Here is an 11,499-nt window from a genome sequence, read left to right on the forward strand (position 1 = left end):
CCGATCATGGTGACGCCATGGAAGAACATCGCCCTGTTTCTTCTCACGCTAACCGTCCTTGTCCTCTGTGTTCTCGTATTGCGCGTGTTTCTCGCAGCTATCGTGGGGGCCCTTGTCTTAGCGGTTGCCACTCAACCGCTCCTCCGATGGCTGCGCAAAAGGCTGGCCAACGCCACCGCGGCCGCAAGCATAGCGCTATTCATCGTGGCAATCGGAATCATCCTGCCCGGAGCTTTACTGGCACGCATTCTTGGCCAGTATGCCGTGGCAATTGGAGCCGCTTTGAGCAATGGCGCCGTCGAAGCCGCGATTCGACAGGCCCTCAACCATCATCCGCAACTAGCCGCCCTGCTGCAGCATGGTTCCCGCTTTCTGACCTGGAACAATGCCGCAGAGCGGGCCGGAACTTTTCTATCTGCTCACGCCATCAATCTCCTGAGCAATTCCATCGCGGCCCTCACTCAGATCGTCGTCATGCTGTTCCTGTTGTTCTTTCTTTATCGCGACAGCAGGGCTGCGGTTCGCGCTCTCTACTCCGTACTCCCCATGCAGCAAAAGGAAGCGCTCATGCTTGTCACAAGCATGGAAGGCACGATACGCGCGACATTTCTAGGCCATCTCGCCGTCGCAGCCATCCAGGGGATAGTAGCTGGAATCGTCTTCGCGATCCTACGCGTGACAGGCGCGGCTCCGCTTGGAATGCTCACGGCCGTCGCTGCCATGGTTCCTTCTTTTGGCGCTTATGTGGTGTGGCTTCCCGTTGCCGTCTACCTTGGGCTGGCCGGCCGGCTGATCCCGGCAATTCTGCTGATTGTCATTGGCGCCTTGATAATCAGCACCCTCGACAATCTTCTTTACCCACTGCTGGTGGGCGCGCAACTGCGTCAGCATCCGGCCATCATTCTTCTTGCTCTGCTCGGAGGGATATGGATGTTCGGCATCGCTGGACTCGTGCTCGGGCCCGTATTATTCTCCGTCGCCATGGCATTGCTGCGCATCTGGCACGAGCGCAGTCAGGCGGGCGTAGAAGCTATTCCCGTGCAACCACAGCAGTGACCATCGCCACTTTCGAGGCGCTCTGACCAGGCAAAGGCTGCGTGTTCCCAGTGAGTCGCCATCAGCCCTCAGCTAACGGTGAGAATCGATCTTCTTCAACTCAGCCTGAAATGCATCGCGATGATGCGCTTCGTCGGCCGCGATCTCACGAAACAACTTAGCCGCCTTTGCATCTCCAGCCTTCGCTGCCTCCTCTGCAAATGACGGATACATCGTCTTCGCCTCATAGCTCTCTCCCGCGATCGCATCCCGCAGATTCTCTGCATTTGATCCCGCCAAGCCGGCCAGAGCCGCTTCTTCGGCAAAATGCTCGGTCCTCTCGGTTTTGGCGGCACGCGTAAATACATCCGCAAGCTCGGCATGGCCGCTCTTGCGTGCGGCCTCGGCATACAGCAGATACTTGGCGTGCGCATAGGCCTCGCCGTGCATCGCAGTGGAAAGATTCTTCAGCGTGGCGGCATGCAGATGTTCGTGGCTGCTGGCCGCCATCTGCCCCAACGCAAAAGAGGCAGCGGTAAGAGCGATAACAGCACTAAGCTTTTTCAGATTCATGGCTCCTCCAGCGGTGCATTCATGGCACCGTGCAGTTACCAGAAAGCATGAGCGCAATACATGCAGGCCAAATGTGACCGCAATCACCGTTGCGCCGGTGTCACATGCTCAATGACGAACTTGTCAGAAGATTTTTGGCGTCCCCGACGGGATTCGAACCCGTGTTACCGCCGTGAAAGGGCGGTGTCCTAGGCCACTGGACGACGGGGACGCATGAGGATTTCCAGAGTGGAATCCGCGCGAAAGGCAGCACTCTCAATCTATCAACCGCCTGCGGCCATGTCAAAGCGCGGGCGCTGGCTTTCCATATTCTTGCAACCGTTCCGCGCGCCGGTCGATCGCATCCACAAAGCCACCCAAAATCTCAAAGTGCTGTATGCTGCAATTCCATGCGCCGCTTTCGCTACCTTGACGAGCTCACCATCGGCTTTGTCGTCGTGCTGCTCATCTCTAATCTGGTCGGCCCAAAAATCTGCCGCGTCGGCCCGTTAAATGTCAGCGGCGCAGAGCTGCTCTTCCCCGTCACCTATATATTTGGTGACATCTTCACCGAGGTCTACGGCTACGCGGCGGCGCGCCGCGCCATCTGGAGCGGCTTTCTCGGCATGGCGTTGCTGTCGCTCATGGGTTGGGTCGCGGTGGCGCTGCCTCCGGCGCCGGGCTGGCACCAGCAGCATGCGTTTGCCATCGTCTTCGGCTTTGTCCCCCGCTTCGCCGCAGCCAGCCTCATCGCTTACTGGGCGGGCGAGTTCACCAACTCTTACACGCTGGCCAAACTCAAGCTGCTCACCCGCGGCCGCTGGCTCTGGACGCGCACCATAGGCTCCACCATCACCGGCCAGGCCGTCGATACGGCCATGGTGGTGCTGGTGGCCTTTGGATTCACCACCCCCTGGCCCACCGTGGCCCGCCTGATCGTGTCTTCTTATGTCGTGAAGGTGGTCTACGAGGTGCTGGCCACGCCGCTCACCTATCTGGTGGTGAGCTGGCTCAAGCGCGTGGAGCAGGTTGATGCCCTCGACACCGGTACAGACTTCAGCCCCTTTGCCCTGCGCCGCCGTGAAGCCGGAGCGCCCCTTATGGAAGAAGAGAGCGCCTGAGACGCCCGCGCACGCAACACCCAAGAGAGCGCGGCGCCACAGACGTTAAACAGTGAGCTTGCGGCCACGCAGCCGCTATGCGAGACTACGCTAAGCCACGCTTGCCCATGAGAGCAGGCGCTCCCACCCAGCCGGGATGGCGGAACTGGCAGACGCAGCGGACTCAAAATCCGCCGGCCCTTGCGGCCGTGGGGGTTCGACCCCCCCTCCCGGCACCACACTAAACCCATTTGAATCTATTATTTAGAGCAAGGGCAGCGCTTTTGCGCGAAAAGTGTACCCAAACTGTACCCAAAGTGTACCCAAGCTTCCACTCTCGGCATCAAACCGCCTGCAAATCAGCACAAATCAACGGGATAGGTCACAAGGGAAAATCAGCCGGGCAAAATAACTCGTCGAAGCAGACTGTACCCCCGCAGGGTCAATTTACTAGTGGCTCGTATGCTGCGATTCCTTGCCTCTTCAGGGCTGGGAAAATAACCGCTCTAAAAGAGCCAAATCTGCTTTTCACCATTTCTCGACGCAGTCACCAGTTGGCTCACAAGTGGTTCATCCTGATCCTGGCGCAGCAGATGGAGTGGCGGTCTGGGGTCCGGAGCCAGATACTTGCCGTAATCTCTGGGAGCAACAATCAGCGGTTCTCGGTCATGCACCGGCTGCATTGCGGGGCCTGCTTCGCCGGTAAGAATGGCAAACGTGGATTCCCATCGCCCGGTCTTTGGATTTTTCCACGGCGCCCAGAGACCGGCCATGCCGAAGGGGTGCCGGTTCTCGATTGCAAACTCATACTTTGGCTTCTTGCTGCGGGCGACCTTCTTCCATTCAAAGAAGCTGTCGGCCGGAACCAGACAGCGGCGTTCGAGGAACGACTCCTTCCAGAACTTTGAGTGGTCGATGCCTTCCGAGCGCGCGTTGAAGAGCAGGCGGTCCTGGAGTTTGAATCCCCAGCGCATCATTTCAAGAGTTCGCATACCGTCCTGCCCCTGCAGAACCACAGGCTGCACGGAGCCAGGCGCGATGTCATCTTCCGGCTCGAAAAAGACCTCTTCCAGCCCCATGCCGAGATCAAATGCCTCGGCAATGCGCTGCTTGTCCGAGCGGCGGCGATAGCGTCCACACATGGTGTGAAGTGTATCGGATCAAAGGAAAATATCAGGCCTGTTTTGAGGGGCTTGGCAGGCAGATGCACAAAAGGCAGTGCAGGGCTCCGTTGACAAGGGGGTAAGGCAAAGGGCGAATATTAGGCGAAGACATAGCCATGCCCACCGCCGCCCTTCTACGCCGCCAGATTGAGTCTGCCCTTGCAGAGAAAATTCCTGCTGCACTATCGCCGCAGCCCCGCATGGTGCATCCCAGCGCGGCGACAGGGATCGAAGCGCTCGATAAGTTGCTACACGGTGGATTGCCGGTCGGCGCGATCAGCGAAATCAGCGGGCCGGAGTGCTCCGGCAGAACAGCCATTGCCTTGTCCTTCCTGGCACGAATGACACAGAGCCACTTCTGCGCCTGGGTCGATGCGGGCGATGCGATGGACCCTGTTTCCGCAGCCTCCGTCGGGGTGGATCTGAACCGTCTGCTCTGGGTGCGTTGCGGAGTGCAAACGATTGCGCCCAGGGGCAGCACTGATTATCGCTTCGAGTTGCCGGCAAAGTATCTCCAGCCGGAACCCGTAGTGGCCCCCAAGGGCTTGCCAACAGGCAGCTTTGGGATGCATCCCCGCAGCGAGGTCAAAGGGATGCATGAGGCGGTCGGCAACCTGTTCTCACCGCGATGCGCGGAGCCACAGAAGCGTATGCCGCGAGAGAAGGAAGAGATCAGAGGAACCTCCATCCCGTCGCGCAGAAGTAACGCTGCTGCGACAAGCAAGTCGCGGCCATGGCCGCGCATCGAGCAGGCGCTGCGCGCAATGGACTTGATTTTGCAAACCGGCGGATTTCGCGCGGTAGTGCTGGACCTTGGCGGCTACGCGCCCGAATTCGTCACACGTATTCCTCTGGCCACGTGGTTTCGTTATCGCGCCGCTGCCGAGCGCACGCAGGCCAGCCTCGTACTGCTGACGCAAACATCCTGCGCAAAAAGCAGCGCGGAGCTATTGCTGCGCATGCATCCCCCACGGTTTGAGCAGCAGGAAGCCACAGTCTTCATCGGGATGCGCCCTTGCGCGGAGCTCCTTCGCCGGCGCTTCACAAAAGATGACTCGGCCGTCGTGCCACTGCTCAAACAACCGCAACGCGCCACCACCGCCACCTGGACGAATGGCGCGGCATGGGTTGGTCCGCGATGAGGATTGGGCCGCGATGAGCAATACGCACGAAATTTATGCCTGCCTCTACGTGCCCGAGTTTCCCGCACAGGCAGTGCTGCGCTTACGGCCGGACTTGCAAGACAGAGCCTGTGTGGTGATGGAAGGCACGGCGCCTGCCGAACAGGTCATCGCGTGCAATCGGCGCGCACGCCAGTTGGGCGTGGCATGCGGCATGACGCGGGTAGATGTGGAGCTATTCCCTCACATCACGCCCTTGGCGCGCTCGCACGCCATGGAAGACGCGACCGCGGCGGCAGTGCTCGAATGCGCCAGCAGCTTTTCTCCGCGCGTGGAAGTTTTGAGCACAGGCACAGCCCTGATCTGCGCACTCGATATCGCGGGCACGCAAACTCTCTTCGGACCTCCAGAAATATTGGCACGGAATCTTCATGAACGTCTTCGCACAATCGGCATGGAAGCACGCATCACGGCCAGCGCCAATCTGCATGCGGCGGTGTGCATGGCCAGAGGCATGCGCCCTGCAGATCGCGTGGCGATTCTTCCTCGCGGCAAAGAAGCCAGTCTCCTCGCACCTCTTCCTGTCGATGTGCTGGCTCTCTCCAGCGATCAGGCCGAAACGTTTGCACTGTGGGGCATTCGCACACTGGGCATGCTGGCCACACTGCCAAAGGAAGCTCTGGTGGCCCGCATGGGCCAGGCAGCAAAGCGGTTGCACGCACTGGCACGCGGCGAGTGGCCGCATCTGCTCCAGCCCATCCAGGCGCCATTCCAGTTGATCGAAAAAGTAGAGTTCGATGCACCCATCGATGCGCTGGAGTCCTTGCTGTTTGTGCTGAACACGATGCTCGATCAACTGATCGAACGCGCCCGCGCACGCATGCTGGTGCTCGCCACCGTAACAGTGACGCTTTCGCTGGAAGGCGGTGCCATGGCAACGAATACCGTGCGCCCGGCCCTGCCTACGAGTGACAAGCCGCTCTGGCTCAAGCTGCTGCAACTGGAACTCGAAGCTCATCCCCCCGAGGCATCCATGATTGGCATCACCATGCAGGCCGAGCCCGGCGTCAGCAGCAAAGTACAGATGGGCCTCTTCTCGCCACAGACTCCCGATGCCTCGCGGCTTGATGTCACACTCGCGCGGCTGCGCGCTCTGGTTGGAGAAGACCATGTAGGCCGCGCCATGATCGAAGATTCCCCTGCCCCTGATCGCTTCCACATGGAGCCATTTTCCGTTGCGCCCTCACCGGCCAAAACGCACGAGCCAGAACGAATCCTGCTGCCCCGGCTCACCCTGCGCCGCCTCCGTCCACCCGAACCGGCGCGCGTAACAGTACGGCAGTCGCAACCAGCAGAGATATTCTTTCGCGAACAAAAATACATCGTGGATCGCGTTTATGGCCCGTGGAAGATCGATGGCGAGTGGTGGACATCGACGCTCTGGGGCGAGGAGCAATGGGACGTAGTGCTGCGCTCCATGAGCGGAGGTCTGCTCTGCGCCTGCCTGGTGCGGGACTGCATGCAAAATCATTGGCACATGGCGGCGCTCTATGACTGAGCGTTATGTCGAGCTGCATGCCGCCAGCGCCTTCAGCTTTCTTGAAGGCGGATCAAACCCCGAGAGCCTGACGGAGCGTGCCGCCGCGCTCCAGATGCCCGCGATGGCATTGCTCGACCGGAATGGCCTCTATGGCGCCGCGCGTTTCCACACTAGCGCCCAGCGTCACGGCGTGCAGGCAAACATCGGCGCTGAAGTGGCTGTGCCCGAGTTCGGCGCACGGCTCACTCCGCCTGCATGGCTGCCGCATCTGTGGCCAACAGAGCCGGTGCGCCTGCCACTGCTGTGCGCCACTCGCAAGGGCTATCAGAATCTTTGCCAGCTCATTTCCCGTTACAAGTTGCGCGAGCCAAGCAAGCAGGAAGGTGCGGCTCGCGTGAACGAGTTGGAACAATTCGCTGAAGGATTGATCTGCCTGACAGGCGGCAGCGAAGGCCCGCTCGCCGCGGCGCTGATGCAGGGCGGAGAAGCCGCAGGCCAAAAGCTGCTGCATCGCCTCACAGCCATCTTCGGCCACCAGCATGTTTATGTGGAACTGCAGCGGCATCATGATCGCGAGCAGGAGTGGCGCAATCAGGCTGCCCTCCGAATCGCGCATAAGCTGCGTCTTCCCATGGTCGCGACAAATGGTGTTCGTTACGCGAGCGAGCGTGACCGCGAGGTTCTGGACCTGTTCACCGCGATCCGTCATCACACCCCGTTGGACCGGGCCGGGCATCTGCTCTCTGCGAATTCCCTCCGCCATCTGCGGTCCGCAAGAGAGATGGCAGCGCTCTTCCGTGACATTCCAGCGGCGATTGAGAACACGATCGAGTTATCCTCTCGGCTTGCATTTCAATTGAGCGATCTCGGTTACGAATTCCCTCGTTATCCTGTCCCTGCCGGCGACTGCATGGACAGTTTTCTGCGCAAGCGCGTCCAGGAGGGAGTAGCGCTCCGTTACAACTCACGGCATAATCACGATCTGCTGGCCCGCGTGCACAAGCAGGTGGAGCGTGAGCTTTCTCTCATTGCCAGGCTCGGCTTTGCCGGCTACTTTCTCATCGTCTGGGATATCATCCGGTTCTGTAAGCAGCATGACATTCTGGTGCAGGGCCGGGGCAGCGCCGCCAACTCCGTGGTCTGCTATGCACTGGAGATAACGGCCGTCGATCCCGTCGGCATGGACCTGCTCTTCGAGCGCTTCCTCAATGAAAATCGCGGCGAGTGGCCCGACATCGATCTCGATCTGCCGTCCGAAGAGAAACGCGAGCAGGCCATCCAGTACGTGTATCAGCGCTACGGCGAACTCGGAGCCGCCATGACGGCCAACGTCATCACCTATCGCGGCAAGTCAGCCGCCCGCGAGGTCGGCAAGGCTTTGGGCTTCGACGCGGACGCACTGCAGCGCCTCTCCGGTCTGGTCGCGAACTTTGAATGGAAAGGGCCTACCGATTCGCTCGCTCATTCCTTCCGTCACGCAGGCTTTGACCCTGCGCAGCCACGCATCGCGCGCTATCTCGAGCTCTGCACGCGCATTCAGGATATGCCGCGCCACCTCGGCCAGCACTCCGGCGGCATGGTCATCTGCCAGGGGCAGCTCAATCAGGTGGTGCCTGTGGAGCGCGCCTCCATGCCCGGGCGCACCGTCGTGCAATGGGACAAGGAAGACTGCGCCGACATGGGCATTATCAAGGTCGACCTGCTCGGCCTGGGCATGATGGCCGTGCTCAAGGACTGCGTCGAACTCATCCCGCGCCATTACGGCGAGCGCATCGACCTGGCGCAGCTCCCGCAGGACGAAGCTGTTTACCGCACGCTGCAACGGGCTGACACCGTGGGCATGTTCCAGGTCGAGAGTCGCGCGCAGATGGCATCTCTTCCGCGCAACATGCCAGCGAAATTCTATGATCTGGTGGTTCAGGTCGCCATCATTCGCCCTGGGCCAATCGTAGGCAAGATGATGCATCCTTATATGCGCCGCCGTCAGGGCAAGGAGCCGGTGACCTATCCGCACCCATCGCTTGAGCCGGTGCTCCAGCGCACGCTCGGCGTGCCGCTCTTTCAGGAGCAGTTGCTGCGCATCGCGATGACCGTCGCCAACTTCTCAGGAACAGAAGCCGAGGAACTGCGGCGTGCAGTCGGCATGCGGCGCTCCTGGGAGCGCATGAAGAATCTGGAATCGAAGCTGCGCGCCGGCATGGCCGCCAACGGCATCGCTCCCGCGACACAGGAGCAGATCATCCAGCAGATATCTTCTTTCGCGCTTTACGGCTTTCCGGAGTCGCACGCAGCCAGCTTCGCGCTCATTGCGTATGCCTCGGCCTATCTCAAGGTGAAGTACCTGGCCGCCTTCACGTGCGCACTGCTCAATAATCAGCCGATGGGCTTTTACATGCCCGCCGTGATCGTCAAAGACGCACAGCGGCATGGACTGCGCGTGAAGCCCATCGACATCCAGATCTCCGCGTGGCCTTGCACGCTCGAACAGGAACCCGATGACAGCCTCTCCCTGCGTCTCGGACTCGGCTATGCGCGTGGCCTGCGCCAGCGAACAGCAGAGGCCACCTTACATGCCCGTCAGGAAAACGGACCCTTCTCGTCTGCAGAAAATCTTGTCGCGCGCGTTCCCGCCCTCAGCCGCAAAGAGCTTGCTCTACTCGCCCGCATTGGCGCACTCAATTCCCTTGATCAGGTTGCCCATCGCCGCGATGCGCTCTGGCAGATCGAGCGCGCCGGCAAACCCGAAGGCCCTTTGTTTGCTCAAAGCAACGAGGCACTACGCGAGCAAGATGTTGCGCTGCCCCTTATGCCGATGACCACCGAGGAGCGGCTGGTCGCCGACTACTTCGGCACCGGACTCACTGTCGGTAAACACCCGATGAGCTACCGCCGTCAGGAACTCGATCACGCAGGCATTCTCACCGCCTCTGCCCTGCAACAATTTCAAGACGGCAAGCTCGTGCGCGTCGCAGGCTGCGTCATTGCACGCCAGCGGCCGGGCACCGCCAAGGGATTCGTCTTCCTCTCCATGGAAGATGAAACGGGCATCGCCAACATCATCGTCACGCCCGATCTCTTTGAGCGTGAGCGGCTAATCGTGACTCGCAGCAAGTTCCTGCTCGTCGAAGGCCCACTGCAAAATCAGGACGGAGTGATTCACGTGAAAGCACAACGCCTGCGCAGCCTCTCTGGCCAACTGCTCAACCTGCGCTCGCATGACTTTCATTGAAGCAGCATGAGGATAGAATCTGACGGCACACTTCTCCCTGTGAGAAAATCCCAGCAACAAGCGAGGCATCCGATGGTTAGCTCCACAGTCCAGCAGGTTCCCGGTTACCCGATGGAGACGCTTCCCAACCTCAGCGATCCCAGTGAGCGCGCACGCCTGAGCCGGTCTGCAATCGACGGCTTCTTTAGCATCGTCCAGCTATGGGGCTTGCCCGTCGAAATAGCAGCGCAATTGCTGGGCGGAGTTCCACGCTCGACTCTGTACCGGCTCAAGTCCTCCGCCGGCACACGGACCATCGATCAACTCACCCGCATCTCCTACATCATCGGCATCTATAAGGCTCTGCATATCCTTCTGCCGAAGCCTTTGGCGGACACATGGATGACCCGCCCCAACGATCACTCCCTCTTCGGCGGACGCACTCCACTCGAATACGTCCTCCAGCATGGCATGCCCGGGCTGCACCAGGTGAGAAGCCTGCTGGATTCCTCAATCGTATAGAGCTAAGCAAATCTGCCTTGAATGGCCTGGATTTCGAGATCAGGTTGGTGATGAGAAGCCGACTTCCCAATACCACCTTAACTCGATGAGTGGTTTGGCGATTTTCACTAACCCGCTGGCGCGGGAGGGATGCATTTGTGGCTCTTGGTTACGGGACCTTTCCTGTCGGGGATTGGGTTCGCGCTAAAGCGTACCTGGGATAGCTCAACGAGACAGTAGTGTGAATTCTTGAATGTCGATTCTGGAGCCGCCGAGATCGCGCTCTTCCGCAGGCAGAAACACGACCTCAATCTCGTTGAACTGATGGAGTGAAGAATCCGACGGGATCGTATATCGCAGTACCTCAGTTACTGCGGGCCGGTTCAGGCTGAATTCTGGAGGCTCACTCGAAAGAACAGCGCGGCTTCCTAAATCGAGCGACCGTGGATTCGGTGAAGAGGTATCGATGAGCTCAACGGCGATTCGGACTGCGCCGGGAACGTTATCGTGATTGTCGATCAACAAATCCATCTCGCCACAACAAGTCAGTTTGATAGGCCGGCCGAGGGTCTGATGCGCCTCCATGATGAGATGTAGCCGGTTATTCGCATGGATGTCGGCGTGAGAGGGGCTTCCATGAGCGGTATGGGCTTTCGGGCCCGGCCTTGTAGCAGGTGCGTTGAAATACCAATAAGCTCCGTCAAAGGGAATCACCAACGGCCTGTGGATTCTGGCCACCTCCGGCTTCTCTGCGAGCGGAGGAGGAGGGACGATCTTCACTTTTCGCGGTATTCGAGGCCACAAGATGATACCGGCATAACCTGTATCGGCGTTCTGGCCTGTGCCCCCGCGATTGTGAGCCGGATGTGCTCCGGCATATCCCGAAGCCACATGAGGATGACGATGAAGCACACCGAAAAGCAGAACTCCGCAGCTTAGCAAGACGGTGAGGAATGCCAAGGAAGAGAAACTTAGCAGTCGTCCTCGTCTGGCTTCATTTCTGTCGCGCTCTACCTCTATCCAATAGTTCCAGATCAATGCGGCAATAGAGCAGATCAGCATGATCGCTCCGGGTAGCCTGTACTCATCCGCCCAGAGCCATAGAGAAAGTGAGATTCCCGCAGCGATTGTGCCGGGCATTCCGATCTGAGGAGGATTTTCGGTTAGCGACTGACTGAGGAGCAGCATCCGCTCCTGCTTCTTCGCCTGATCCGGAGGCTCTTCAGCCAGCATCAGCCATGATGTCCGGGGTGGATGACGATTCCTCCTCTGCAAGAGC

At 59.7% G+C, this 11,499-nt stretch carries 9 protein-coding genes and 2 tRNA genes; 7 read left to right on the forward strand and 4 right to left on the reverse strand.

The annotated features are described in order from the left end of the window. Positions 1-6 precede the first annotated feature (6 nt). Positions 7-1,056 (forward strand): AI-2E family transporter, encoded by a 1,050-nt coding sequence (locus tag ACP_RS07235; protein ID WP_052294728.1) that lies wholly within the window; start codon positions 7-9, stop codon positions 1,054-1,056. A gap of 72 nt (positions 1,057-1,128) precedes the next feature. On the opposite strand, the gene ACP_RS07240 is transcribed toward ACP_RS07235, so the two are convergent. Together ACP_RS07240 and ACP_RS07245 are read right to left on the reverse strand one after the other, a co-directional pair. Next, positions 1,129-1,608 carry a rubrerythrin family protein gene (locus ACP_RS07240; protein WP_202944497.1) on the reverse strand — a complete coding sequence of 160 codons (480 nt, stop codon included), beginning with the start codon at positions 1,606-1,608 and terminating at the stop codon, positions 1,129-1,131. A 135-nt stretch (positions 1,609-1,743) separates the two neighbouring features. Then, positions 1,744-1,819, reverse strand: a tRNA-Glu gene (locus ACP_RS07245). Between the two features lie 178 nt (positions 1,820-1,997). Here ACP_RS07245 and ACP_RS07250 point away from each other — a divergent pair. Together ACP_RS07250 and ACP_RS07255 are read left to right on the forward strand one after the other, a co-directional pair. Next, positions 1,998-2,708 carry a queuosine precursor transporter gene (locus tag ACP_RS07250; RefSeq protein ID WP_015896644.1) on the forward strand — a complete coding sequence of 237 codons (711 nt, stop codon included), beginning with the start codon at positions 1,998-2,000 and terminating at the stop codon, positions 2,706-2,708. A 130-nt stretch (positions 2,709-2,838) separates the two neighbouring features. After that, positions 2,839-2,926: transfer RNA gene (locus ACP_RS07255), tRNA-Leu, on the forward strand. 267 nt (positions 2,927-3,193) lie between these two features. Here the strand turns inward: ACP_RS07255 and ACP_RS07260 are convergent. Further along, entirely contained in the window at positions 3,194-3,829 is a 636-nt protein-coding gene (locus tag ACP_RS07260) for an SOS response-associated peptidase (protein ID WP_015896645.1), read from the reverse strand. 137 nt (positions 3,830-3,966) lie between these two features. Between ACP_RS07260 and ACP_RS07265 the strand changes: the two genes are divergently transcribed. The 4 genes from ACP_RS07265 to ACP_RS07280 all read left to right on the forward strand — a co-directional run bounded on the left by ACP_RS07265 (position 3,967) and on the right by ACP_RS07280 (position 10,241). Next, entirely contained in the window at positions 3,967-4,992 is a 1,026-nt protein-coding gene (locus tag ACP_RS07265; RefSeq protein ID WP_015896646.1) for an ATPase domain-containing protein, read from the forward strand. Positions 4,993-5,005: 13 nt separating this feature from the next. Further along, positions 5,006-6,529: a DNA polymerase Y family protein gene (locus tag ACP_RS07270; RefSeq protein ID WP_015896647.1), complete on the forward strand. Its 1,524-nt coding sequence runs from the start codon at positions 5,006-5,008 to the stop codon at positions 6,527-6,529. After that, on the forward strand, positions 6,522-9,740 hold the full coding sequence (locus tag ACP_RS07275; protein ID WP_015896648.1) for a DNA polymerase III subunit alpha: 3,219 nt from the start codon (positions 6,522-6,524) through the stop codon (positions 9,738-9,740). Before ACP_RS07270 ends, ACP_RS07275 begins: the two co-directional genes overlap by 8 nt. A 72-nt stretch (positions 9,741-9,812) precedes the next feature. Beyond that, entirely contained in the window at positions 9,813-10,241 is a 429-nt protein-coding gene (locus tag ACP_RS07280; protein ID WP_041840057.1) for an MbcA/ParS/Xre antitoxin family protein, read from the forward strand. Positions 10,242-10,445: 204 nt separating this feature from the next. On the opposite strand, the gene ACP_RS07285 is transcribed toward ACP_RS07280, so the two are convergent. Continuing rightward, positions 10,446-11,453 (reverse strand): hypothetical protein, encoded by a 1,008-nt coding sequence (locus tag ACP_RS07285; protein ID WP_041839380.1) that lies wholly within the window; start codon positions 11,451-11,453, stop codon positions 10,446-10,448. Between the last annotated feature and the right edge of the window lie 46 nt (positions 11,454-11,499).

Source organism: Acidobacterium capsulatum ATCC 51196, assembly GCF_000022565.1.
Lineage (GTDB): Bacteria > Acidobacteriota > Terriglobia > Terriglobales > Acidobacteriaceae > Acidobacterium > Acidobacterium capsulatum.